At 55.6% G+C, this 23,804-nt stretch carries 23 protein-coding genes; 16 read left to right on the top strand and 7 right to left on the bottom strand.

What is annotated here, in order from left to right; genetic code table 11:
* Positions 1 to 81 precede the first annotated feature (81 nt).
* The 16 genes from SCARR_RS22075 to SCARR_RS22000 all read left to right on the top strand — a co-directional run bounded on the left by SCARR_RS22075 (position 82) and on the right by SCARR_RS22000 (position 13,169).
* Positions 82 to 393, top strand: a complete 312-nt coding sequence (locus SCARR_RS22075) for a (2Fe-2S) ferredoxin domain-containing protein (protein WP_136063807.1) — start codon at positions 82 to 84, stop codon at positions 391 to 393.
* Positions 380 to 1,093, top strand: a complete 714-nt coding sequence (gene modA / locus SCARR_RS22070) for a molybdate ABC transporter substrate-binding protein (RefSeq protein WP_187356385.1) — start codon at positions 380 to 382, stop codon at positions 1,091 to 1,093. Before SCARR_RS22075 ends, modA begins: the two co-directional genes overlap by 14 nt.
* Complete coding sequence (gene modB / locus SCARR_RS22065) at positions 1,090 to 1,770, top strand: molybdate ABC transporter permease subunit (RefSeq protein ID WP_136063806.1); 681 nt, start codon at positions 1,090 to 1,092, stop codon at positions 1,768 to 1,770. Before modA ends, modB begins: the two co-directional genes overlap by 4 nt.
* Positions 1,760 to 2,539 carry a molybdenum ABC transporter ATP-binding protein gene (gene modC / locus SCARR_RS22060; RefSeq protein ID WP_136063805.1) on the top strand — a complete coding sequence of 260 codons (780 nt, stop codon included), beginning with the start codon at positions 1,760 to 1,762 and terminating at the stop codon, positions 2,537 to 2,539. The genes modB and modC overlap by 11 nt, the downstream gene beginning before the upstream one ends.
* Positions 2,517 to 3,617: a homocitrate synthase/isopropylmalate synthase family protein gene (locus SCARR_RS22055; RefSeq protein ID WP_136063804.1), complete on the top strand. Its 1,101-nt coding sequence runs from the start codon at positions 2,517 to 2,519 to the stop codon at positions 3,615 to 3,617. Before modC ends, SCARR_RS22055 begins: the two co-directional genes overlap by 23 nt.
* 151 nt (positions 3,618 to 3,768) lie before the next feature.
* Positions 3,769 to 5,361 (top strand): sigma 54-interacting transcriptional regulator, encoded by a 1,593-nt coding sequence (locus SCARR_RS22050; protein ID WP_136063803.1) that lies wholly within the window; start codon positions 3,769 to 3,771, stop codon positions 5,359 to 5,361.
* Positions 5,358 to 5,813 carry a GNAT family N-acetyltransferase gene (locus SCARR_RS22045; protein ID WP_136063802.1) on the top strand — a complete coding sequence of 152 codons (456 nt, stop codon included), beginning with the start codon at positions 5,358 to 5,360 and terminating at the stop codon, positions 5,811 to 5,813. Before SCARR_RS22050 ends, SCARR_RS22045 begins: the two co-directional genes overlap by 4 nt.
* A gap of 340 nt (positions 5,814 to 6,153) precedes the next feature.
* A complete protein-coding gene (gene nifH, locus SCARR_RS22040) occupies positions 6,154 to 6,978 on the top strand; it encodes a nitrogenase iron protein (RefSeq protein WP_136063801.1) in 825 nt (274 codons plus the stop codon).
* 115 nt (positions 6,979 to 7,093) lie between these two features.
* Positions 7,094 to 7,426: a P-II family nitrogen regulator gene (locus tag SCARR_RS22035; RefSeq protein WP_136063800.1), complete on the top strand. Its 333-nt coding sequence runs from the start codon at positions 7,094 to 7,096 to the stop codon at positions 7,424 to 7,426.
* Between the two features lie 51 nt (positions 7,427 to 7,477).
* The gene (locus SCARR_RS22030) at positions 7,478 to 7,888 is read left to right on the top strand and encodes a P-II family nitrogen regulator (protein WP_136063799.1); all 411 of its coding nucleotides are present in this window, start codon (positions 7,478 to 7,480) and stop codon (positions 7,886 to 7,888) included.
* A complete protein-coding gene (gene nifD / locus SCARR_RS22025) occupies positions 7,885 to 9,525 on the top strand; it encodes a nitrogenase molybdenum-iron protein alpha chain (protein WP_136063798.1) in 1,641 nt (546 codons plus the stop codon). Before SCARR_RS22030 ends, nifD begins: the two co-directional genes overlap by 4 nt.
* Positions 9,526 to 9,622: 97 nt before the next feature.
* Positions 9,623 to 11,005, top strand: coding sequence for a nitrogenase molybdenum-iron protein subunit beta (gene nifK / locus SCARR_RS22020; protein ID WP_136063797.1), 1,383 nt, complete (start codon positions 9,623 to 9,625; stop codon positions 11,003 to 11,005).
* A gap of 65 nt (positions 11,006 to 11,070) precedes the next feature.
* Positions 11,071 to 11,292 carry a Nif11-like leader peptide family natural product precursor gene (locus tag SCARR_RS22015; RefSeq protein ID WP_136063796.1) on the top strand — a complete coding sequence of 74 codons (222 nt, stop codon included), beginning with the start codon at positions 11,071 to 11,073 and terminating at the stop codon, positions 11,290 to 11,292.
* Positions 11,293 to 11,394: 102 nt separating this feature from the next.
* Positions 11,395 to 11,616: a hypothetical protein gene (locus SCARR_RS22010; RefSeq protein ID WP_136063795.1), complete on the top strand. Its 222-nt coding sequence runs from the start codon at positions 11,395 to 11,397 to the stop codon at positions 11,614 to 11,616.
* Between the two features lie 227 nt (positions 11,617 to 11,843).
* Positions 11,844 to 12,776, top strand: a complete 933-nt coding sequence (locus SCARR_RS22005) for an immunoglobulin domain-containing family protein (RefSeq protein ID WP_136063794.1) — start codon at positions 11,844 to 11,846, stop codon at positions 12,774 to 12,776.
* An 87-nt stretch (positions 12,777 to 12,863) separates the two neighbouring features.
* Entirely contained in the window at positions 12,864 to 13,169 is a 306-nt protein-coding gene (locus tag SCARR_RS22000) for a hypothetical protein (RefSeq protein ID WP_136063793.1), read from the top strand.
* Positions 13,170 to 13,184: 15 nt separating this feature from the next.
* Here the strand turns inward: SCARR_RS22000 and SCARR_RS21995 are convergent, their stop codons facing one another.
* From SCARR_RS21995 to SCARR_RS21965, 7 genes are all read right to left on the bottom strand, one after another.
* On the bottom strand, positions 13,185 to 13,559 hold the full coding sequence (locus tag SCARR_RS21995; RefSeq protein WP_136063792.1) for a CoA-binding protein: 375 nt from the start codon (positions 13,557 to 13,559) through the stop codon (positions 13,185 to 13,187).
* 68 nt (positions 13,560 to 13,627) lie between these two features.
* Complete coding sequence (locus SCARR_RS21990; protein ID WP_136063791.1) at positions 13,628 to 15,109, bottom strand: sulfatase family protein; 1,482 nt, start codon at positions 15,107 to 15,109, stop codon at positions 13,628 to 13,630.
* Between the two features lie 323 nt (positions 15,110 to 15,432).
* Entirely contained in the window at positions 15,433 to 16,869 is a 1,437-nt protein-coding gene (locus tag SCARR_RS21985; RefSeq protein ID WP_136063790.1) for a sulfatase-like hydrolase/transferase, read from the bottom strand.
* A gap of 30 nt (positions 16,870 to 16,899) precedes the next feature.
* A complete protein-coding gene (locus SCARR_RS21980; RefSeq protein ID WP_136063789.1) occupies positions 16,900 to 18,414 on the bottom strand; it encodes a sulfatase family protein in 1,515 nt (504 codons plus the stop codon).
* Positions 18,415 to 18,429: 15 nt separating this feature from the next.
* Positions 18,430 to 20,031, bottom strand: a complete 1,602-nt coding sequence (locus tag SCARR_RS21975) for a sulfatase-like hydrolase/transferase (protein ID WP_136063788.1) — start codon at positions 20,029 to 20,031, stop codon at positions 18,430 to 18,432.
* 21 nt (positions 20,032 to 20,052) lie between these two features.
* The gene (locus tag SCARR_RS21970) at positions 20,053 to 21,864 is read right to left on the bottom strand and encodes a sulfatase-like hydrolase/transferase (protein WP_136063787.1); all 1,812 of its coding nucleotides are present in this window, start codon (positions 21,862 to 21,864) and stop codon (positions 20,053 to 20,055) included.
* Between the two features lie 43 nt (positions 21,865 to 21,907).
* Complete coding sequence (locus tag SCARR_RS21965; RefSeq protein WP_136063786.1) at positions 21,908 to 23,767, bottom strand: sulfatase-like hydrolase/transferase; 1,860 nt, start codon at positions 23,765 to 23,767, stop codon at positions 21,908 to 21,910.
* Positions 23,768 to 23,804 lie beyond the last annotated feature (37 nt).

Here is a 23,804-nt window from a genome sequence, read left to right as displayed (position 1 = left end):
TCAATACGCAATACGAAATAGAGAACTTAAAAACTAAAACTCAACTCTTAATACCAACCAACAACACAGGGGATAACAACCATGCCAATTATTGTAAAACCGGAATATCACTTTTTCATCTGTAACAGCTACCGCGTCGGCGGAGACGCGAAAGGCGTTTGTAACAAGAAGGGGGCGACCGACCTTCTCATGTATTTAGAAGGCGAAATTCTTGACCGCGGAATGGACGGAGCGGTTTCGAGTACGGGCTGTCTGAAGGTCTGCACCCAAGGGCCAGTCATGGTGCTTTATCCACAAGCCAAATGGTTCGGCGAAGTGACCGAAGAAAAATTGGATGCCATTCTCGATGCCATCGAAGACGGCGAGGATACCAGTGAACTTGAAATCGAATAGCATTCTGCTTCTGCTGCTCATGGCAATGGTCATCGCTGTAAAGGCCGACCACCTGCTGGTCTTTGCGGCGTCAAGCACCACGGATGCGATTAATGAGCTCGCAACCGCCTTCAAGGCGGAAGGCGGAGAAAGCATCCGTTTTAACTTTGCTTCGTCGGGCACGCTCGCACGGCAGATCGAGGCCGGCGCTCCGGCAGACGTCTTTGTTTCGGCCAATGCAAAGTGGATGGACTGGTTGGAGGGCCGCGAATTAATAGAACAGTCCAGCCGTTTCAATCTCGCCTCAAACACGCTGGTCATGATTGCACCGAAAGGAAGCCTTGCGACGTTTGATGCAAACGTGCAGGGCCGGATTGCCACAGGTGATCTAAAGAGTGTACCGGCCGGATTGTATGCAGCAGAGGCGTTGCGTTCATTAGGCTGGATGCAGCGCCTCCGACCCAACCTGGTGATGGCTTCCAATGTTCGCACGGCGCTTCTTTATGTGGAGCGCGGCGAGGTTGCGGCGGGCATTGTCTATGCCACTGACGCCAAAGCTTCCGCCAAGGTTTCCGTGATTGGAACCTTTCCGGAAGAGAGCCACAGTCCGATCGTCTACCCCGCCGCCTCCTGCTCGGCAAACAGCGGCACCGGACCATTCCTTTCATTTCTTAAATCGAATACCGCGAAGCAGATTTTAACGAAATACGGCTTTAAATGATTAACCTGACCCCAACCGAGTGGACCGCCATTCTGCTGTCCTTGCGAGTGGCGCTGGGCGTCGCCCTGTTCACCACCATCCCGGCCGTGCTGCTGGGATGGCTTTTGGCGCGGCGTGAATTCCGCGGTAAGATCCTCGTAGAAAGCCTGGTGCACGCACCGCTGGTGGTGCCTCCGGTGGTTACGGGCTATCTGCTGCTGATGGCGTTCGGCGCCAACGGTTGGATCGGCAGGCACTTCGGCGTTCGTCTGGCATTTACGTGGCAGGGCGCCGTGCTGGCCTCGGCCGTTGTTTCGCTGCCGCTGGCCGTGCGCTCGGTGCGGCTGGCGATTTCGCTGGTGGATCAAAAGCTGGAAGAAACAGCACTGACCCTCGGACGCTCCCCGCTCTGGACCTTCTTTCGCGTCACCCTCCCGCTGGCTTGGCCAGGTATACTCGGCGGCATTCTGCTCGCCTTTTCCCGCAGCTTGGGCGAGTTCGGCGCAACCATCACCTTTGCCGGCAACATCGAGGGCGCAACGCAAACACTTCCGTTGGCTATCTACTCCGCCTTGCAGGTGCCCGGCGGCGAAGAGGCGGCGATGCGCTTCACGCTGTTCTCGCTCGTACTCTGCATGGCCTCGCTGGCGATCTCGGAAACCCTAACGCGAAAGGCGGCCAAAAACCATGCGGCTTGATATCGACATACTGCACCGGCAGGGCGACTTTGTTCTCGATGCAAAGTTGCTGATTGAAGAAAGCGCCACAGGCGTCTTCGGCCATTCGGGTTCGGGCAAGAGCACCCTGCTCCGGTGCATCGCCGGGTTGATCAAACCCAGCATCGGGCGCATCGAGCTCGACGGCGAAACGCTCTTCGACAGCGACCGCCGCATCTGGGTTCCGCCCCACAAGCGCCGCATCGGGGTGGTATTCCAGGAGCCCCGCCTCTTCCCGCATTGGACGGTCCGGAAAAACCTCATAGCAGGCAAAAGCCGACGCAACATCAAACCGCCCTGCTCCGAGGCGCAGGTGGTGGACCTGCTACGGATCGAACCCTTGCTTGACCGCTCGGTCCGCGAACTCTCCGGCGGGGAAAAGCAACGCGTATCGCTTGCGCGCACGTTGCTCGCCTATCCGCGGCTCATGCTGATGGACGAGCCGCTTTCCGCGCTCGATTCATTCCTCAAATCGCGCATCCTTCCGTTTCTCGACCGCATCCACCGCGAGCTGGATATTCCAACCCTGATGGTCAGCCACGAGCTGACCGAGCTCCTCCACTTGAGCGACCAGCTGGTCTTGATGAAGGGCGGAAACATTGTTTCGCATGGCACCCTGTCCGACGTCGTAAAGCACGACGAAATGGCGGAGCTGATTCAAGAGAAAGACCTCAACCATATTATCGGCCACCAGCTGCGCGGCCGCGTGATAAACGACCCCAACCACCATGAATGCTCCCTATCTAATTGACACCACCCTGCGCGACGGCGAGCAGATGCCGGGCGCCGTATTCACGCGCGAGGAAAAGCGGCAGATCGCCGCCGCGCTTGCCGATACCGGCGTCGGCGAAATTGAAGCCGGCATTCCCATGATGGGGCGCACCGAGCAGGAAGACATTGCCGCAATCATCGCTCTCGACCTGCCCTGTCGCATTACCGGCTGGTGCCGCGCGGCCTTCGCGGATCTGGACGCGGCGGAGGCGGCCGGATTGCAGGCGGTCCACTTGTCGTTTCCCATCTCCGGCCATCATTTCAAGGCCTTGGGAAAAAGCGAGGAATGGGTGTTCCAAACCTTGGAGCAGGTTTTGCCGGAAGCGCTGAAGCGCTTTTCCTTCGTCTCCGTCGGGGCGCAGGATGCCGCGCGGGCCGACCGCCGCCTGCTGGCCGCCTTCGCCCGGCGCGTGCATGAGCTTGGCGCGAACCGCTTGCGAATCGCCGACACGGTCGGGGTGTTGAACCCGTTCCAAACCAAAGAACTTTTCCAGGCCTTGGAAAACGCGGTGCCGGGATTGGAGCTCGCCTTCCATGCCCACAACGATCTTGGAATGGCGACGGCTAATACGCTCGCCGCCTTTGAAGGCGGCGCGGCGGCCGCGGACGTGACCGTGGCAGGCATCGGCGAGCGCGCCGGCAACGCGGCCTTCGAGCAGGTGGCGATGGCCGTTCCCGGCCTAGGCATTGACGCCCGAAAGCTGAGCCCTCTTTGCGACGCCGTGCTTCCGGCCGTCGGAATGGAACTGCCGCGCTGCTTCCCAATCATTGGCAAAAACGTTTTCAGCCACGAGTCGGGCATCCACGTCCACGCCGTGCTCAATCACCGCGCCGCCTACGAGCCCTTTTCCGCCTCCGAGATCGGCCGGACCGATGACACTCAAATCGTGATCGGCCTTCATTCCGGCGAGGCCGCCGTGCGCCACGCGCTCGGACAGCTTGAAATCCGCCCCGGTGCCGAGCCACTCGGCTGGCTGCTGAACCGCATCAAACAGCACGCCTTGAAAACAAAAAAGCCCGTCACGCCGCGCCAGCTGAAGAACCTCTATTATGAATGAGCGTGAATCGTGACACAGAGAGCTCACTGATCATGTCTTTCCATCCAGATCCTACATCTTGGTACGCTTATTGCGTTATATTACCAAACATGTCGCGGACGTGTTTTTTTAGACATATTTGTATTAAGACCAACAAAATGACGACCAACAAATGCCAAATTGTAAGTTTGACGATCCAAAAGTCTGTGATGCCCGGCATATCAAGGAGCTCGAAACGCTGGCCCAAATCGCCCGCACGCTTGCTTCCAAGTCTCAGCAGGAAGAGATTCTCCACGAAGTAATTGACCTGCTCGAACAAAGCCGGAGTGTCCAGCGAGGAACGATTATGCTGCTGACGGCTGACGGGCGCGAGCTGCGGGTCGAGGCGGTTAAGGACCAGAAAGTGCAGCAGGACACAGGCGCGGCCTATCGCCGCGGCGAAGGCATAACCGGCAAGGTGCTCGAATCCGGCGAAGCGCGGATTGTGCCGCTGGTGGCCGAAGAGCCCCGCTTCAAGGGCCGTCTTCACAGCCGCTCAGATGAGCCGCTCAGCTTTATCTGCGTTCCGATCAGCGTCGACAATAATTCCGTCGGCACGCTGTCGGTCGACTGCAAGGCGAAAGGCATGCCGGCACTCGAAGAACTGTTGCGCTTTCTCTCGATCGTTGCCGCCATGATTGCCAACGATGTGAGCGCACGGCGCCTCTCCCGCATGGAGCGCCAAGCGCTGGAATCCGAAAACCTGCGGCTGCGCACGGAAGTGATGGAAAAATTCCGGCCGGAAAACATGATCGGAAACTCGCACCTGATGGACGAGGTCTATACGCGCATCCACCAGGTGGCCCCGACCGACACCACCGTTTTGATCCGAGGCGAGTCCGGCACCGGCAAGGAGCTGGTGGCGGCCGCCATTCACTACAACAGCAGCCGCGCCAAGAAGCCCTTCGTCAAGGTCAACTGCGCCGCCCTCAACGAAAACCTGCTCGAGAGCGAACTATTCGGCCACGAAAAGGGTGCCTTCACCGGCGCGCTTCAGGCGCGCATCGGCCGCGTGCAGGAGGCAGAAGGCGGCACGCTTTTTCTGGACGAGATCGGCGACTTTTCGCCGACGATCCAAGTGAAGCTGCTGCGCGTGCTGCAGGAGCGGACCTACGAACGCGTGGGCAGCAACGAACAGCGCCGCGCCAACATTCGCATCATTGCCGCCACCAACGCCGATCTGGAAAAGGCGATCATCGATGGCCAGTTCCGGCAGGACCTTTACTACCGCATCAACGTCTTTCCCCTCCACCTTCCCCCGCTGCGGGCGCGTCGCGACGACGTCCTGCAGCTTGCCAACCACTTCATGAAGAAATATTCTGCAAAGATGCGCGTCGAGATCCGGCGCATCAGCACGCCCGCAATCAACATGCTGATGGCCTACCACTGGCCCGGCAATGTCCGCGAGCTGGAAAACTCCATCGAGCACGCCGTACTGATGGGCCAGCAGGACGGCGTCATCCACGGCCACGACCTGCCGCCCACCCTGCAGACTCCGGTGGCGATCGCCGCCACGGGAAGCTCGAAGGATACGCTCAAGGCTCGGGTGGCCATGCTCGAACGCGACCTCATCGTCGACTCGCTCAAACGCCAAAAGGGCACCGTCAGCTCCGCGGCGCGCGAACTCGGAATTACCGAGCGCATGGTGCGCTACAAGATCAAAAATCTCGGCATCGACTACGAAACCCTCTTCAAAAAACGCCGCCGCAAACGCCCCGCCCAATGAACACCGTACTACGCAAAGCATCCGCCTCCGACCTGCCTGCGATGATCGAACTGTTGTCGCAGCTCTTTTCGCTCGAGGCCGACTTTGCGCCGAACCCGATGAAGCAGGTCGTGGGACTGCACCTGCTGCTCAACCGCCCGGATGCCCTGGTGCTGGTTGCCGAGCAAGACGGCGCCGCCGTCGGCATGTGCACCGTCCAGCGACTGGTTTCCACCGCGGAAGGCCGGGAGGTCGGGCTGATTGAGGATGTGGTCGTTCTGGCCAAATACCGAGGCCGGGGCATCGGCTCGGCGATGCTTGCCGAAGCGGAACGCTGGGCCGTCGAACAGGGCCTCTCCCGGCTTCAGCTGCTGGCCGACCGATGCAACGCACCCGCACTGGAATTCTACCGCAAGCATGCGTGGAAACAGACCCAGCTGGTGGATCTGCGGCGCCTGCTGCACCGTTCGTAATCCATCCGCCTCCCATGCGGGAAATATTTGTCTTCCCGGTTTTTAGGGGGGAAATAATTGTCGGACTTTCCTGCTTCCTTCTCGTTCATAGCGGGTTACACAGCAGCACCTCATGGGCGCCCGCCGGTTCCGACATTTATTTCCGAAGCGCCGCCCCTCCCCCCGCCACACGCATCCGTCCGCACAAAACTTCCTATCAACTATCAACCAACAGCTTGCAACTGCGGAGCGCTTGCGCGATCCGCGATGGCACACCTGTTGCAATAGGGGATGTCACATTTAGGGAAGTAAGAAACCGAATTGAAATTGGAAACAAGTTAACCAACCAAGGAGAAGCACCATGAGAAAAATCGCAATCTACGGAAAAGGCGGCATCGGAAAATCAACGACAACGCAGAACACGGTGGCCGGACTGGCCGAAGCGGGCAACAAGGTGATGGTGGTCGGCTGCGACCCGAAGGCCGACTCGACCCGCCTGCTGCTGGGCGGCATGGCTCAGGGAACCGTGCTCGATACGCTGCGCGAAGAAGGCGAAGATGTCGAAATCGATGACGTTATCAAGGATGGCTACAGCGGCACCCGTTGTGTTGAATCCGGTGGACCGGAACCGGGCGTGGGTTGCGCCGGACGCGGAATCATTACCTCCATCAACCTGCTTGAACAGCTGGGTGCTTACGAGCCCGACCAGAAGCTCGACTATGTTTTCTACGACGTACTCGGCGACGTGGTCTGCGGAGGATTCGCCATGCCGATCCGCGAAGGCAAGGCCGAAGAAATCTACATTGTGGTTTCCGGTGAAATGATGGCCATGTATGCGGCCAACAACATCTGCAAGGGTATCGTGAAGTTTGCGGATGCCGGCGGCGTTCGTCTGGGCGGCCTGATCTGCAACAGCCGCAAATGCGACAACGAACTCGAACTGATCACCGAACTGGCGGACCGTCTCGGCACGCAGATGATTCACTTCGTGCCGCGCGACAACATCGTTCAGCACGCCGAGCTTAATCGTCAGACCGTCATCGAGTTCGCACCGGAATCCGGCCAGGCCGACGAATATCGCGCCCTGTCGAAAAAGATCAACGACAACGAAATGCGCGTGATTCCGAAACCGCTCGAAATGGAAGACCTCGAAGAGCTGATGGTCAAATACGGATTTGATGCATAAGGCAGCAAAGCTACCGGTTCTTAGTTCCTAGTCCTTGGTGCTTAAGCAAGAAAAATTAGGGCCAGGGCACTAGGCACCACGAACCAAACACTACAAAAACTACCAGGAGAAAACCATGTCTAAACTACTCATTCGATCCATCGTTCGTCCGGAAAAGGCGGATGCCGTCATGAAATGCCTGCTCGAAGCCGGCTACCCGGCCGTCACCAAGGTTCCCGTTTTCGGACGTGGCAAGCAACGCGGCCTGAAGGTCGGCGAAGTGACCTACGACGAGCTGCCGAAGGAAATGCTAATGACGGTTATTCCTGTAGAAGACAAAGATTTCGTGATCAAGGCGGTGCTTGCATCGGCTAAGAGCAGCGAAACCGGAAACTTCGGCGACGGCAAGATCTTCATCTCGCCCGTCGATGAAATCTACACCATCAGCTCCGGGGTAAAAGACGCCTAGCGCTTCTTAACACCTAAAACCTAAACACTTAAAACTCACACGGAGTGTGTTATGAAAGAAGTAATGGCTGTCATTAGAATGAACAAAATCAACGACACCAAGCGTGCGTTGAACGAAGCGGGCATCAGCTCCTTCACCGCCACCGGGCGGGTCCAAGGCCGCGGAAAAGGCCTGGTCGATTTCCGCATCCTGCACGGCGCCGAAGAAGGCGCCCCGGAAGCGATCGAGCAGCTGGGCGAAGGTCCGCGCCTCGTCCCCAAGCGTTTGATCACCGTTGTGGTGTCCGACGACTGGGTGGAAAAAACCGTCGATACCATCATTAACACGAATCAAACCGGCAGTTCAGGCGATGGAAAAATATTTGTCCTGCCGATATTGGAAGCAACCCGCATCAGAACTGGAGAAACCGTCGAAGGCCCTTGTGGTGGCGACGTACTTGACTCCTCAGGAGGTTTAGCATGAGCGAAGACAAAAAATTACCGGATCCTTCCATCATCAAGGAGGAAATCCTTGCGAAATATCCCCCGAAAATTGCGCGTAAACGTGCAAAATCAATGGTCGTCGTCGACAAAAGCATGGATCAGGAAGTACAGTCCAACGTCCGCACCATTCCGGGAATCATCACCCAGCGCGGCTGCTGCTATGCCGGCTGTAAAGGGGTGGTACTCGGTCCGACACGCGACATCATCAACCTGGTTCACGGACCGATCGGCTGCAGCTTCTATGCCTGGCTGACGCGCCGCAACCAGACCGACCCCGGTGAAGCGGGGCCTGACGGTGAAAACTTCATCAACTACTGCTTCTCGACCGACATGCAGGACTCCAACATTGTATTCGGCGGTGAAAAGAAACTGAAACAGGCGATTCAGGAAGCCTATGACATCTTCAAACCGAAGGCGATCGGCGTTTTCTCTACCTGCCCGGTTGGTCTGATCGGGGACGATGTCCATGCGGTATCCCGTGAAATGAAAGAGAAGTTCGGCGACTGCAATGTGTTTGGCTTCAGTTGCGAAGGCTATAAGGGTGTTTCCCAGTCTGCGGGCCATCACATTGCCAACAACCAGCTCTTCAAACATGTGATTGGTCGCGACAACACGCAGCCGGAAGGCAAATACAACATTAACCTGTTGGGCGAGTATAACATTGGTGGAGACGCTTTTGAGCTCGATCGAATCTTCGAACTCTGCGGCATCAACGTCATCAGCACCTTTTCGGGCAATTCGAACGTCACAGGTTTCGAACGTTCGCATACGGCGGATCTGAATCTGGTGATGTGTCACCGCTCGATCAACTATGTGGCTGAAATGATGGAAACCAAATATGGTATTCCGTGGTTCAAGGTCAACTTTATCGGGGGCGATGCAACGGCCAAGAGCCTGCGCCGGATCGGCGAATACTACGAAGATCCCGAACTGATTGCCCGGATCGAAGAAGTGATTACCGCCGAGCTGCCGTCCGTCAAACAGGCCGCCAAGGATGTCCTCAAGACGACCGATGGAAAACTGGCGATGATGTTTGTGGGAGGCTCCCGTGCACATCACTACCAGGAACTCTTTGCAGAAATGGGGATGACGACCGTTTCCGCCGGATATGAGTTTGCCCATCGCGATGACTATGAAGGCCGTAAAGTTCTGCCGACCATTAAAGTCGATGCCGACAGCCGCAACATTGAAGAGCTCAAGATCGAAGCCGATCCGGAACTCTACAACCCGCGCAAAACAAAAGTTGAGCTGGAAGACCTCGAAAAGAACGGCCTTGAATTCAGCGAATACAAAGGGATGAAAAACGATATGGCCGACCAATCCCTGATCGTGGACGACATCAGCCATTGGGAAGCGGACAAGCTGATCGAGTATTATAAACCCGACATCTTCTGCGCCGGCATTAAGGAAAAATATGTCGTCCAGAAAATGGGTATTCCGTTGAAGCAGCTTCACAGCTACGACTACGGCGGACCGTATGCCGGCTTCGAGGGAGCCAAAAACTTCTACACAGATATCGAGCGCATGCTCAGCACCTCCATCTGGAAAAAGCTGAAAGCCCCGTGGCTGGAAACGGGCGCATCGGATCCCTGCATCTGTGCGGAATATGTCGCCTAAAGGAAAGTTAAAGGTTCAAGGGTTGCAGCGTTGAAAAGTTCACCCTCTTAAACTCTGCAACCCTTCCTCTCTTGAACCCATATAACCGGAGAAAACCATGTTACTAAGACACACACCCAAAGAAGTTAAGGAACGCAAAGCGTTAACCATCAACCCGGCGAAAACCTGCCAGCCAGTCGGTGCCATGTATGCGGCCTTGGGCGTCCACGGATGCCTGCCACACTCACACGGCTCACAGGGCTGTTGCTCCTATCACCGCAGTGTTCTTACGCGTCACTATAAAGATCCAATCATGGCTGGAACCAGTGCCTTCACAGAAGGCTCCTCGGTCTTTGGCGGACAGGCCAACCTGATGCAGGCCCTGACCAATATGTTCACGATCTACAATCCGGATCTCGTGGCCGTTCACACCACCTGCCTGTCGGAAACCATTGGAGACGACCTCAATCAGATCTGCTCCAAAGCCATTGAAGATGGAAAGGTACCCGCAGGTAAAAAGGTGATCTACTGCAACACGCCAAGTTATATCGGATCGCACGTTACTGGATTTTCCAACATGTGCACCGGAATCGTTAAAGGTCTGGTGGAACACACCGGTGTCGCCAAGGATCAGGTTAACATTCTGCCGGGCTGGGTTGAGCCTTCCGACATGCGCGAAATCAAACGTATCGCCAAGGATATGGGTGCCAAGATCGTACTGTATCCCGATACCTCCGACGTGGTCGATTCTCCGCAGACCGGTGAATATAAAATGTATCCCGACGGCGGCGCAACGGTTGAAGACATTGCCTCCTCCGGCGACAGCATCAAGACGCTGGCGTGCGGTGCGTTTGCTTCTGAAGATGCTGCTAAACTGCTCGACAGCAGCTTTAAGGTGCCGTACGAAGTGCTCGACATTCCAGTGGGCCTCTCCGCATCAGACCGTTTCATCACGGCACTCAGTGAAGCCGCCAGGGTTACCGTTCCGGCGGCCTTCGTTGCTGAACGCGGCCGATTGGTCGATGTTATTGCCGATATGACTCAGTATCTGCACGGTAAGAAAGTGGCGATCTTCGGCGACCCCGATCAGCTCATTCCGATGGTGGAATTCCTGCTCGACCTCGACATGATCCCGACGCATGTGATCTCCGGAACGCCCGGCAAAAAGTTCACCAAAAAGATCCAGGAACTGTGTGCTGAAAAAGCACCGAATGTTCAGGTCCAGAATGGTGCGCAGGCCGATATGTTCCTGTTGCATCAGTGGATCAAGAACGAGCCGGTCGACCTGTTGTTGGGCAATACCTACGGAAAATACATCGCCCGCGATGAAGACATTCCGTTCGTACGCTACGGCTTTCCGATTCTTGACCGTATCGGACATAGCTACTTCCCGACCGTGGGCTACACCGGCGGCATCCGCCTGCTCGAACTGATGTTGGGGGCCATCATGGACCGTCAGGACCGCGATGCCGACGATACAAAAGTCGAACTGGTAATGTAAAATATCAGGGATCCGGGCTCCGTCATTTCACATGCCCGGTTCCCAAAAACCGAAAAGGAGATACCATGGCCAAGAAAGAAGCAGAACGTTTTTTGATTGCCGGAGGGGAAGACAAAAAGCTGCGTGCTCGCTATGACCAGCTTGAACCCAAAGAAGCCTTTGTGGCCGAAGCCAACCGGGAAGGATACAACTACACGCTAGAGGAGTTCGATGATGTCCTGCGTGAATCAGGCGACTCTTTTGAATCGTTCGGAAATCCGCGCAAGCGGGGAATCTGGTGGACCTGACCGAATGCACGTGTACCGGCCGGGCGGTTTAAATGGTTCCTCACCACCCGGCCGGTACGCCCATAAATTTTAAACATGAACCTCAGATAAAGGGAGAATGAGATGCTCGCAAAATGCGATACCGTGACTGACTACCAAGGCTTTTTTCGGGAAGGCGATAAATATCTTAAAACAGCCCGTGGCGGCATGAAACGACCGGCCGTCTTCACCGCCGAAATTCTTTACAACATAATCGGGCTCGCCATTGAAAAACACATAATGGGTGCCATCATGGACCGTCAGGATCGTGACTGTTCCGACATTAATGTGGAACTCGTAATGTAAAACTCCAAACTTCGTTCCCGCCTGTTCCGGAGGCGGGAACGAAAACCCTTTGGAACCGGAGTGCGTGGATACTATTGCTTCAAACAGGAATTCTCTCTCCTCCTCTCTGTCTGCACCACGCGCTCCGGTTCCAATCTTTTACGTACCGCCGGCTTCCAGCCGGCTCCGTTTAAAGACGGAAATACGCAGTACGTAATACGATGCAATACACAACAGGAGTACGAAACATGAAGGAAGTAAACACGAAGTACGGCGGTCTAACGGATTATCTAAATATCAAGATGCATAGCTCCGATCTGCCGGCCTCGATTCTGCTCACAGGCTACACTGAATTCGAGACGCCCTACGGAACCCTGATTCCCCAATATGAAGTGGAAGATCTGGGAAGAAAGGAACATAAATATATCCTCTTCCACTCCAATGGAACCGTGCGGAAAGTGCCGTTGCAGAATGAGCAGGACATCGAAACCAAATACGGCACCATCGCCTCGGAAATGCTGCTGTTCTATAATGACGGAACCCTGAAAAAACTGTTCCCTATCACAGGTAAACTGAGCGGTTACTGGACGGAAGAAAATGAATTCGCGCTTGCCAAAGATCTGAATTTGGCACTCCCCTCCGGAACCATAACCGCAAAAGCAATCAGCCTCGGGTTTTACAAATCAGGAATTATCCGAAGCATCACACTTTGGCCTGGAGAAATTATTTCCGCAAATACGCCGGCCGGAATGATTGAAACCAGAACCGGAATTTCCTTCCACGATGAGGGCAGCGTCAAAAGCCTGGAACCATTGATTCCAACCGCCGTTGAAACGGCGATCGGAACAGTGGAGGCCTTCGACAATGATCCCGATGGCGTTTCCGGAGATATCAATTCGCTCAACTTTGATCCGGCCGGAAATGTTTCCTCGCTGTACACCACGTCGAGCAAAGTGACGGTGACGATAGATTCCGACACAGAAAAAACCTATCAGCCCACAGAAACAGCGAGCTTATGCTCGGATTCAGTGAAAATGGCTGTGCCGTTAAAAATCGAATTTATTGGCAACAAGGTGCGGTTCAACCAAAGCAATGATGACGTATATGACATTGCTGAATGTTCATTTAAAATCGAAGACTACGTAGCGGATCTGAAAATACCCTGTTACGAATGTGCTTAGGTTGAGGATGAACCCTGCGTTCTCTCAGGCCTTTTCCTCGCGATCGCAGTACCTTCGTTTCCAAAAAATTTCTACTAGGAAAAAGTCATGAATACACAAATCATCAAACCCCTCGGGAAAATCACTGCGTTGCTGGCCGATCTCGGCCTCGAAGTCACCTACGCCTACGACGATCTGGTCTTTGTGCAGGAATGCGCCTTCCTGCTGCAGTTCACCGATGACCCCGTACAGCTAAACCTCTTCACCAACACCGAGTGCCACCCCGACGAAGCCAACAGTGTCGCCGCGGAGATTGTACTCGAATTCGACGGCGCCGGCTTCTGCGTCACCCCCGCCGGCCGCTACTCCCTTGCAGAAGGCCCCGAGTCGACCATTGAACTTCAGTTTTTATAGCGCCACGCTTTGCCGTTAAAACTGGCCGGTGTTCAGCAGCACCAGGGTGCAGGCTTCCTCGGCGGATATGCCCTGCTGTTCCAACGCACTTTTCAGCGTTGGATTTTCGGTGCCGGGGTTGAAAATGACCCGCCCTGGATTCAGGGCGAGGATATCGCCGATCAGCGGGTTCGAAAGGGTTTCGGAAACATAGAGAGTGAGCGTATCGACCTTCATGCCGATCTCAGCCACCGAAGCGACAACCGTCAAGCCACCGATTTCGGCGATGGCGGGATGAACCGGAATGACGTGATGCCCGTGCTCCAGCAAGAGGTTGACGGCCTTGTTGGAATAGCGCTGCGGTTTGGGGCTCGCACCCAGCACGGCAACGGTTTGTTTGTTTTTGCTCATAATACCTGCCTTTTCTTCTGAAGTTGACTCATATGGCCAACACTACAACAGAATATCATGAAGCCAGTCTATTTTTTCTTTTTCTTTTTGCCCTTCTCAACCTGCTTCACCAAGTCATCATACTGCGTTGCGCGCGAGGGACGCGCATAGTCAAATATTGCGCCGTTGCCATGCATGCGCGGGTCGCCCTGGATGGCCAGCTCCGCAAAAAGGGCGCTCTTCATCTTGCCCTTCATCGCAGCATACTCGGGATTGGCGGCCAGATTCTTCAGACACTCCGGGTCAGCCTTCACGTTGTAGAGCTCTTCCCCCGGGCGTTTGCCGAAACAAAGCTCGAAGGCGGTTGTGCCTTCTTGCTTATAAACCAGATAGCTTTTGACCGGACCCCAGTCGGTATCGCGGAAGCCGGCGTCGGGGTTGCCGCATGGCCAACGGTCCGGTTCAAAGTTGTGCATGTAGACATAGTCGCCCTTGTGGAAGCTGCGCACGGGATAGCCCCAGCTGTTGGGCCGGCACATATCGTTGCGTTCGCGTCCGGTCAGCACCTGATCACGCCCGGCAACCGTGTTGCTGAAAAAGTCCGACAGGCTCTTGCCCTCGATCGGCTGCATGCCGGACTGCGTCGCTGGAATGCCGGCGGCTTCCAGCAGCGTTGGGGCAAGATCAATGAACGAGGCAAACGCATTGCAGTCGCGACCGGGATCCACAATGTGCCCCGGCCACTTCACCACAAACGGCAGCCGCGTTGCAAATTCGTGCGGGTGGCCCTTGTAGCGAGGGAACGGCATCCCGTTGTCGGAGGTCGCAATGATCAGCGTATTTTCCAGCTCCCCGGCTTCCTCCAGCTGTTGGAGAATCTTTCCCAGCTGCCGGTCGAAATATTCCACCTCCACCGCATAGTCGAGAATATCGTGTTTAACCTCGTCGGCATCGCCCCAGAAGGAAGGCAGGAAATCCAGATCCTCAAACTTCTTCCCCGCGTTGACGCCCGATTTAAATGCATAGCCGCGGTGCGGCTCCTTGCAGCCGTACCAGAAAAAGAACGGTTGATCCGGCGGCTTGTCCGCGAGGAATACCCTAAAGTTTTCGGCATAGTCATACTTCGCCACTTTCAATGAAGTCGGCTCGATCGATATCGCGTTGTATTCCTTCCCCGTCAGCAGGCGGCCTTTGGGATGAATGCCCGGATTCCAGCCCTTGCCGGTAAAGCCCGCAAAATACCCGTTGTCCGCCAACGCCTCCACCACGCTCTTGAATTTCTCAGGCCAGATCGGCTGGTGGTTTGCCGCGGCTTCCAGCTGCCAAGGGTTGCGCCCGGTAATCATCACCGCCCGCGACGGCGCGCACTTGCTGCTTGGCGTGTACATGCGGTTAAACAGCAGTCCGCCCTCTGCAATCGAGTCAAAGTTCGGCGTCTGCACAAACTCATAGCCGTAGGCGCTGGCATGCGACATATCGTCCGCCAGCGCAAACAGGATATTGGGCTTTTGGGTCTCCGCCCCGGTCAGCAACGCAACTGCAACAATGCCCCCTGTTATCCAATGCTTCATTCCACCTTCGCTCCGTTTTTCTTGCCGGCCTGCATGGCCTTGAATTCGCGGGTGTAAATGTGACGGGCCCGTTCCGGACCGGGAATATAACCGCGCGGTATATACAGTTTTTTCCGGCTTCCGCCTAGTTGTAGGCCTGGATCGAGTCCGCCCGCTGGTCATCGGTAATGATCCATAAAATGTTTGGTTTGGTTTTCATTAATTCGTTGCCATTAAACCTCTGCTGCGGAGTCCACGGACAGCGAGGAGACTATCCCTCCACCCGCTCTCCGGCGTCGCTCAAAATCAGATTGCAATACACGCATCGTCTGTCCCTCTTCGGCTTATTTGAATGTCGCTTTAACTTTGGGTCTATATCCGGCTTTCTTGGCATCGCCCGGGATGGCTTCGGCAAAAAACTGGTCGCGGTTTTTATGGTAGGCCTTATAGCCCATCAACCGGCACGGCACGTTGTCCGCATCCCATTTTTTCCATTGTGCATAGAGTTCTTTGGCGCGTTCCGGCTGCTTGCTCAGGATATCGTTTGCTTCAGAAACATCGTCGGGCAGGAAATACAGCTCCGGCTTTTTGGTGTCGTGATCCACCAGATGCTTGGTGCCGTCAGAGGCCAGCACCGACCAGTTTGCCCCGTCGCCGCCGCGCCAGAAGATGGCTTCGGCCGGTGCGCCCTTGTTTTTGCCCGTCACGAACGGAATCAGGTTAACGCCTTCCATCGCGGGGCCGTACGATGCGTCCGCTCCGGCCACCGCCACGGCGGTGCGGGCAATGTCCAACGATTGGACGGGATACTCGAAAACCTGCCCGCCCTTAATCTTGGCTGGCCACGATGCGATGAACGGTACGTGCACGCCGCCATCGTACAGATTGCCTTTGCCGCCGCGGAACGGTGCATTGGAGGAGCCGTTTCCTTTGCCCGGCTGCTTGGGTGAAGACTGCGGCCCGCCGTTGTCGCTCAAGAAAAAGATCAGCGTGTTTTCATAGATGCCGTTTTGCTTCAGCGCATCCACCACTTCGCCAATGCCCCGGTCCATTACATCGACCATTGCGCAATACACGCGGCGTTTTTTGTCTTCGATGTGAGAATAGCGCGCGACGTCCTCTTCCGGCGCCTGCTGGGGGGCGTGCGGGCAGTTATAAGCGAGGTAGAGAAAGAACGGCTTGTCTTTATTGGTCTCGACGAAGCTCACCGCATCGCGGCTCAGCGCGGTGGTCAGGTAGCCCTCAAAATCGGCCGGACGCTTGTTGCGAACCAGCCCCTGCAGATAGGCCTCTTTGACCGGCTGGGAAAGATCGATCCGGAAATAGTCATGGCCGCCGCCGAGGAAGCCGTAAAAATAATCAAAGCCGCGTTTGTTCGGATGGAATGCATCTGCTGCACCGAGGTGCCACTTGCCGATGCCGCCCGTCACATAACCCGCCTTCTGCAGGCGTTCCGGAAACAACACTTCGCCGGGATCAATGCCCATGATCGGGTTGGACGGATCATAGGCCGGGTTGGTCTCGAACCCAAACCTGTGCTGGTAGCGCCCCGAAAGCAACGCCGCACGGCTCGGCCCGCAGAACGGATGGTTGGCGTAGCCCTGTTTAAACACGACGCCCGAATCGGCGATATTATCCAGATGAGGCGTCAGGATATCCTTCGATCCCGTAAAGCCCGTATCTTCAAAACCCATGTCGTCGGCCATGATCACAATAATATTGGGCTTATCGGCTGCTGCAGTCACAGCAACCAGGCCCATCAAAACAATCCATTTTTTCATATCAACTCCACTCCGTTTAATTTTAAAAAATCAACGCCCCGGCACCGTCGGAATGCCGGACTGCATAATTTCCATGTATTCCTTGAACATGGTTTCGACGAGCTTTTTGTACTCGGGGTTTTTAATCAGGTTTTTGTCTTCGTGCGAATCATCCTTGAGGTTGTAGAGCGCCTTCGGTTCATACTCGGTGCGCTTGAAGTTGCTCTGGATAATGAGCTTCCACGGCATCTTCCGATACATCAGCTCCTGATTGGCTCCGGCCTGGTTAACAAAGTAGTCGCGTTGAACGAACTTACCCTTGCCCGTCAGCAACGGCAGCAGGTTGTTGGAGTCCTGCGCCTGATCATTCGGGATCTCCGTTCCGAGGACAGCCGCAAAGGTGGCGACCATATCCTGGTTCACCGCCAGTTCGTCCGTGATGCCCGGTTTGATGTGACCCGGCCATACCGCAAATGTCGGGACACGATGTCCGCCTTCAAGCGGCAGGTTTTTTGAGCCGTTCCATCCCCCGCCCGGATGGTATCCAATTTCTTTCGTTGCCGTCCCATCCGTCAACCCGCCGTTGTCGGAAGAGAAAACGATGAGCGTGTTTTCAAATTCGCCGCTCGCCTTCAGTGCATCCACGATGCGTTTTACCTGCATGTCGAGATCGGCGGTCATATCCAGATGCGGGCTGACCGTGCTGCCTTTAATCTTCCGACCGTCAAATTCGTCGGGAGGGCAATGCGGCACATGCACCGTCGGACTGCAGTAGTAGAGAAAGAAGGGTTTCTTTTGCTGCGCGCCGGCCTTGATGAAATCAGCCGCCTTGGCTGAAAGGATTTTGCCGACTTCCTGGGTATCCCAGTTGGAGTCGCCCGGCCCCGGCCCCTTGTCGCTGACATCCTTTGGGGCTTTAGCATTCTGCTTGTTGAAGAATACAATCTCCGAATCCTTGGCCCAAGGAGACCACTGCTGGTTTTCATAGAACAGATACATAGGGCCCTGGACGCCGCACGGCGTGGTGAAGTCATAGTCGAAGCCGCAATATTTCGGGCCGCCACCGATCCAGCGCTTCACATCGACCTTGTCGTTGATGTCGCCTGACTTGGGACCGCGGTAAATCTCCTGGGTGCCGGGAATGTAAAAGTCGCCGCCCAAGTGCCACTTGCCGATGAAGCCGGTGCTGTAGCCCGCATCGCGCATCACCGTGCCGAGCGTGGCTTCGCCTTCCTTGAAGGCCGTCGGGGCAAACGTGCTCCAGACGCCGGGAGGCGCATAGGAGCGGTAGTTGTTGTTGCCGCTCATCACCGCATAGCGCGTCGGCGCGCAAAGCGCCGTGGAAGAATGGCCATCCGTGAACCAGAGCCCCTGCGACGCCAGCGCATCAATGTGCGGCGTTTCCACAAAGGGTTCCTTTTTCAGAATATTCCGCGCATGGAAGCTGACATCGCCCAGCCCCAGATCGTCGGCCAGAATAAAGACAATGTTTGGACGCTCGGCAGCAAATATGGACATCCCGCTGAGTACGAATAGAAGACAAATTGTAAGGTTTCTATAGTTCATGAGGCTTCCTGTTGGTTACTTTTTCTTTTTTTGTTTTTTCTCTTCCGGCGGCGTGCCCGGGGCATCGTGAGCGGAGGCATGCAAATCATACGGAGCGATGACCCGCATGAGGACTTCCTGCTCTTCCCGCTGAATCTCCAACGCTTTGCCCCAGTCTTTGATTTCTCTATAGCTGATTAAATCGTCGGGTTCGCTGGTGACATCCCACCAGGCACCATTGCCGTCCAGCATCACCTGCTCGCCACGGATCAACTGCATCGGTCCGCGATACGAGTACACCCACTTCCGATGTTCGGACTTGTTGGTCATCAGGTAGGGCCAGAGGCTCTCACCATCGATTTCATAATCGCGTGGAATTTCAGCCCCGGTGATATCGGCAACAGTTGGATAGAAATCGGACAGGTTGACCATGATGTCCTGACGGCCGTGCTTGCTCATCCCCGGCGCATACATAATCAACGGTACGTGTGTGCCCTTCTGACGATCCGGACTGTGTTTGCCATATTTGCTGGTGCCATTATCGGCACAGAAGATAAGAACCGTATTATCGGCAATCCCCAGCTCCTCCAGCTTTTGCTGATAGAGCCAAATCTGGTAGTCGATATATTCGAGATGCTTGTGGATGCCCGGCTCGGTGATCGAGTCGTTAAACTCAAATATTCCCTTGTCGCCCGTGATATTCGGATCGGTGCGGGTGTAGCTTTTTCCGTCCCAATGCACCTTGGGCGTGGGGGTCCAGCTCTGGCTGTTGCCCGGAGAGAGCCAGTCATGCGCACCGTGTCCGAGATGTGTGGTGTGGTAGATGAAAAACGGTTTTTTCTGCGCCTGTTGGCGATCGATATATTCAAAGATAAAATCCAGCTCCACATCCGGGCCGAAGGTGTTGACACCGAATGAGGCCTTGGACTCCGGCGTATTCGGCCACCACGAAAGCGGGGCCGCACCCGGATAATTCATCAGCCGCACATGCGGTTTCCAATACCAGCTAAACTGGCCATAGCTGCTTTCCACCCGGGCACCGCTGTTCAGATTGATCTGCGGGCCGCTATAGGAACCGACGGGCTTCAACACGAAATCGGTATGTGGATTGCTCGGAGCGCCCTGCTCGCCCGGCGTAAAGCAGCCTTCATCAAATCCAAACTTTTGAAGATCGCTTCCTTTCATTTGGGTTTTACCCGCCCAAAACGTGCCGTATCCAGCCTGTTGCGCCACATGGCCAATCAACAACGGGGAGCTTTCATAGAGCGGCCAGGGCATGCGCTTGTTCTTGTCGGTAATTACGGTGCCCAGATCGCCATTCGTCCACCATTTGTGCCGATGAGCATAGCGCCCCGTCATCATCATGGCCCGGCTTGGCGAACAGACGGTCGCGCCCCAGCACTGCGTTACCCAACAACCATCCTTGGCCATCTTGTCGAGCACCGGAGTCTGGGCGCGATAGTTTGGAGCGTCCGTGTTTTTCCCTTTCGGATCGGTCCACACCGAGGAACCGTACACGGGCAGCTCCCGTGCACTGATGTCATCTGCAAAAACCAGAATAATGTTGGGTTGCTCCAAGGCTTTGGAGCTGCTGACAGCAAGACATGCCACACATAAAAACAGTATCGTTGATTTCATCCTATCCCTCTCCGGGTAATTCTAAAGCTTCAGTTTTTTGTCGTCCGCGCCGGGCGCAAAGTTGCTGCGGAAGACTTCGGTTCCGTCTCCTGCTTTGCCCCAGTTCACTTCAACCCGGTTGTCGCCGAAAACAATGTTCAGCAGCTTGTTCTTCATCGCTTCGGCGATCTGCTTATATTCCGGGTTGAAGGCGAGGTTGTTCAGCTCATCGGGGTCGGTCTTCATGTCATACAGCACCGGCTCGAGTTCCTTGTAGGATGCTTCCATGGCCCAGCGCATGTTCTTGCCGCGGGTTTTGTCGGGGCGGGACTTTATGGAAAACATGTAGTCCTTGGTGCGGATCGTTGCACGCGGCCCGGTGACGGCATGGCTCTCGCTGAGCACATAATCGCGCGGCGCCAGCTTGCCCGATGTAACTTGGGCCAGGTCATAGCCGTCGAGGTAATCAAATTTCGATGCGGACACATCCGCTCCGCCTGCCGCTAATACGGTCGGCGCAATGTCGACCAGTTCGGTCAGATCGGTGACGACTTTGCCCGCCGGAAATCTCTTTTTATCGGAGGAGACGACAATTATTGGATCCATGGAATCAACCTGCCACGGCGAAAACTTGTAGATCGAACCATGCTCGTTCAGCTTCCAGCCGTGGTCTCCGCAGACGTAGACAACCATCCACGGCTGCTTCTGTTTTTTGCTATACGCCAGAAACGCCTCAACCGCCTCGCCAACCAGATGGTCCCCATACGCGCAAAAGGCATAGTAGTCCTGAACCATCTGCTGCTTGTCTGCATCGGAATAATGATCGGAGGCGCCGCCGGCCACCAGTTTCTGCAGTTGCGGAGGCAGTTTGGCAAATTCGGCTTTATCAACTTCCGGCAACGTATATTTCTTTTTCTGAAACCGTTTTCTGAACGATTCCGGCGGCAGCACCGGGGTATGCGGGAAATCATAGCCAATGTTGGCAAAGAGCGGCTTGTCCGGATTTACGCCGGCATAGGTCTGCGAACCGACTTTCAGCTCTTTGTTCGGATTTTTCAGGAAACGGATCAGCTCGGTGGTATAGGTTCCGTCGCGGTTTTCACCTTCCGGCATGGAGCTGACTCCCCCGATGATTTCGCCATAGCCCGCCTGCTTTTCACTGGGCTTTTTATATTTGCGCAAAATGTCGTACTTCTCATCAATCTTCCTGCTGTGATCCTCAAGCCCAGCGATTTTATTCAGCCCGTAGCCGGTGTATTCCCAGGAGCCTTCCGGTGTCCTGAACCATTCGCAGTGAACCGGCTTGTCCAGCGTGATTCCATCGACTTCCTTCACCTCGCCTTTGCTCCAGCCGGTAATTCCCTCTGCCTGCATTTTATGGAAGCTGATGTCCTGCTGATAAATGGGGTGTGCGCCAAATTTTCCGTTGGGGCTGGTGGTGCGGACACGCACGCCGAGTTTGCCAACGTGGAAGGTTTGGTAGCCGAGCTTTGCCATTTGCTCCGGCAGGGACGGGCGGGTGTGTTCAGCATCCTTGTTGTGCCATTCGAACTCATAGATGCCCGTGCGGAACGGGTAGCGGCCGTAGTGCATCGAAGCGCGCGACGGGGCGCAGCCCTGCGCATGGCAGTAGGTGCTAGGGAATGTCGTTCCCATTGCGGCCAGCTTGTCGGTGTTCGGCGATTCCACATAGCCGAGCGGGCTCATTTCCTGCCCGCTGACTATTTTATTAAACGCCCGGATTGAGTCGTAGCGATGGTCGTCGGTCAGGATCCACAGGACGTTCGGTTGAGGTTTTGCAAATGCCGATGCAGCAAGTGAGAGTGCTGCCGTTAAAATCCAGTATCGTTTCATGGCGTTATTATTCCCTTCAGCTTCAGGTTTAGTTCCAGATTATTTATTTACCTTTTCGAGCGTAGTACGCTTTTTGCTCTTCGCGCGTTGCCAAGCCGTCGTTGTTGGCATCCATCTGGTCGAACAATTTTTCCACTTTAACCTGAACATAGGTTTTGCCCTTTTTTCCCATCTCCACCTTCTTCAGGGCACAAAATGCTTCCTTTGATTTTCCGGCTTGCGGCGAAGCCGGCTTTTTCTTTTTTACCGGGACGGCTTGCACCTTGGCGCTCTGTTCCGAGCGCTTTCGGGAATATTTCGGCCGCGACTTCGGTTCATGGTCCACACCAGGTGCGTTGTATTCGTCGTAATAGAGGTCGTACTGCGGAAGCAGCTCCAACAGTTCCTCGCGCTCGTCGCGGTGCGCTTCGGAGACGGCACCCCAGTTTTTGATTTCGTCGAAGCTGATGAGGTCGTTGTGATGCTGCGAAACATCGAACCAGTTATCGCGTCCATCCTTGAGCACCTTTTTGCCGCGGATCAGTTGTTCGGGGCCGCGCTGGGCATAGATCCAGTCGCGATGCTCCGGCTGATCGGTATAGAGGAAAGGCACCAGGCTTTCGCCATCGATTTTATAGTCTGCCGGAATCTCGAAGCCGGTCAGGTCGGCGAGGGTCGGCAGCACGTCGGCCACGCAGGCGAGCACATCCTGCTCGCCGTGCTTAGTCATGCCGGGCGCATAGATGATCATCGGAACATGGCAGCCCTTCTGCTTTTCGCCGCTGTTTTTGCCATAGCCGCCGGTGCCGTTGTCGGCGGCAAAGATGATGACGGTGTTGTCGGCGACGCCCATTTTGTCGAGCTTCTGACGGTATTGCCAGAGCTGGTAGTCGATATAGTTGAGGTGGCTGTGCATGCCCGGTTCCGTCACGGTGCCATGCGTATTGTACACCCCTTTGTCGCCGGTCACCTTCGGCTCGGTGCGGGTATACTTTTTGCCGTCCCATTTAATCTTCGGCGTGCCGACCCAGCTCTGACCGTTCTTGACCGGCTCAAACCAGTCCCATCCGGCGTGGCCGAGGTGGGTGGTGTGATAGATGAAGAACGGTTTGCCTTCCTTTTGCTTGCGGTCCATGAAGTCGAACGTGAATTGGAGTTCCACGTCGGGACCGTAGGTGTGCAGTCCATAATTCTCTTTTGATTCGGGCGTGTTGGGCCACCATTCGATCGATTCTTTCGAGGAAGGATGGTTCAGCAGCTTGACGTGCGGATACCAGTACCAGCCGTGTTGCAGATAGGTGTCGCACACCTTGCCGGTGTCCTTGCAGACCGGGACGCGTTTACCATCGACCTTTTTATATTCGTGTTTGAAGTCGGTGAAGGGGTTGTCCTTGTTTTCCAAGTTGCCGGGCGTGAAGCAGCCTTCGTCGAAACCGTGCTTTTCCCAGCTGCCGGCCATCTGGGTCTTGCCGGCCCAGTAGGTGCCGTAGCCGGATTGCTGTGCGATATGGCCGAGCAGGAGCGGCGAACTTTGATAGACCGGCCAGGTGCCATTGACCTTTCCGGTTTCGTCGGGGCCAAAGCCCTTGTCCTTATTGTTCCACCATTTGGTCTGGTATGCGTAGCGGCCGGACATCATCATGGCGCGGCTTGGATTGCAGACGCAGGCCGCCCACGCGGTTTTGATCCAGCAGCCATCCGTTGCCATTTTATCGAGAACGGGGGTCACGGCCCGGAGTGCCGGATCCGAGGTGTCGCCGCGTTCCGGCTTGCTCCACACCGTCGATCCGTAGATCGGAAGTTCACGGGCGCTGATGTCGTCCGCAAAGTAGATGATGATATTCGGTTTCTGCAGTGTTCCAGCAGCATTGCCCAAACCGGCGCACAGCAGACATCCCCAGACCAGCGGTTGAATCAGTTTCATACTTCCCTCTCAATTACGGTTATACTATAGGCCCGTG

It is taken from the genome of Pontiella sulfatireligans, assembly GCF_900890705.1.
Lineage (GTDB): Bacteria > Verrucomicrobiota > Kiritimatiellia > Kiritimatiellales > Pontiellaceae > Pontiella > Pontiella sulfatireligans.
The sequence above is the reverse complement of the archived record's forward strand: the minus strand, read 5'-3'. Positions and strand labels throughout refer to the sequence as shown.

Coding starts and splice junctions, on each gene's coding strand:
- SCARR_RS22075 (WP_136063807.1), top strand. CDS start 82: ATGCCAATTATTGTAAAACCGGAATATCACTTTTTCATCTGTAACAGC.
- modB (WP_136063806.1), top strand. CDS start 1,090: ATGATTAACCTGACCCCAACCGAGTGGACCGCCATTCTGCTGTCCTTG.
- modC (WP_136063805.1), top strand. CDS start 1,760: ATGCGGCTTGATATCGACATACTGCACCGGCAGGGCGACTTTGTTCTC.
- SCARR_RS22055 (WP_136063804.1), top strand. CDS start 2,517: ATGAATGCTCCCTATCTAATTGACACCACCCTGCGCGACGGCGAGCAG.
- SCARR_RS22050 (WP_136063803.1), top strand. CDS start 3,769: ATGCCAAATTGTAAGTTTGACGATCCAAAAGTCTGTGATGCCCGGCAT.
- SCARR_RS22045 (WP_136063802.1), top strand. CDS start 5,358: ATGAACACCGTACTACGCAAAGCATCCGCCTCCGACCTGCCTGCGATG.
- nifH (WP_136063801.1), top strand. CDS start 6,154: ATGAGAAAAATCGCAATCTACGGAAAAGGCGGCATCGGAAAATCAACG.
- SCARR_RS22035 (WP_136063800.1), top strand. CDS start 7,094: ATGTCTAAACTACTCATTCGATCCATCGTTCGTCCGGAAAAGGCGGAT.
- SCARR_RS22030 (WP_136063799.1), top strand. CDS start 7,478: ATGAAAGAAGTAATGGCTGTCATTAGAATGAACAAAATCAACGACACC.
- nifD (WP_136063798.1), top strand. CDS start 7,885: ATGAGCGAAGACAAAAAATTACCGGATCCTTCCATCATCAAGGAGGAA.
- nifK (WP_136063797.1), top strand. CDS start 9,623: ATGTTACTAAGACACACACCCAAAGAAGTTAAGGAACGCAAAGCGTTA.
- SCARR_RS22015 (WP_136063796.1), top strand. CDS start 11,071: ATGGCCAAGAAAGAAGCAGAACGTTTTTTGATTGCCGGAGGGGAAGAC.
- SCARR_RS22010 (WP_136063795.1), top strand. CDS start 11,395: ATGCTCGCAAAATGCGATACCGTGACTGACTACCAAGGCTTTTTTCGG.
- SCARR_RS22005 (WP_136063794.1), top strand. CDS start 11,844: ATGAAGGAAGTAAACACGAAGTACGGCGGTCTAACGGATTATCTAAAT.
- SCARR_RS22000 (WP_136063793.1), top strand. CDS start 12,864: ATGAATACACAAATCATCAAACCCCTCGGGAAAATCACTGCGTTGCTG.
- SCARR_RS21995 (WP_136063792.1), bottom strand. CDS start 13,559: ATGAGCAAAAACAAACAAACCGTTGCCGTGCTGGGTGCGAGCCCCAAA.
- SCARR_RS21990 (WP_136063791.1), bottom strand. CDS start 15,109: ATGAAGCATTGGATAACAGGGGGCATTGTTGCAGTTGCGTTGCTGACC.
- SCARR_RS21985 (WP_136063790.1), bottom strand. CDS start 16,869: ATGAAAAAATGGATTGTTTTGATGGGCCTGGTTGCTGTGACTGCAGCA.
- SCARR_RS21980 (WP_136063789.1), bottom strand. CDS start 18,414: ATGAACTATAGAAACCTTACAATTTGTCTTCTATTCGTACTCAGCGGG.
- SCARR_RS21975 (WP_136063788.1), bottom strand. CDS start 20,031: ATGAAATCAACGATACTGTTTTTATGTGTGGCATGTCTTGCTGTCAGC.
- SCARR_RS21970 (WP_136063787.1), bottom strand. CDS start 21,864: ATGAAACGATACTGGATTTTAACGGCAGCACTCTCACTTGCTGCATCG.
- SCARR_RS21965 (WP_136063786.1), bottom strand. CDS start 23,767: ATGAAACTGATTCAACCGCTGGTCTGGGGATGTCTGCTGTGCGCCGGT.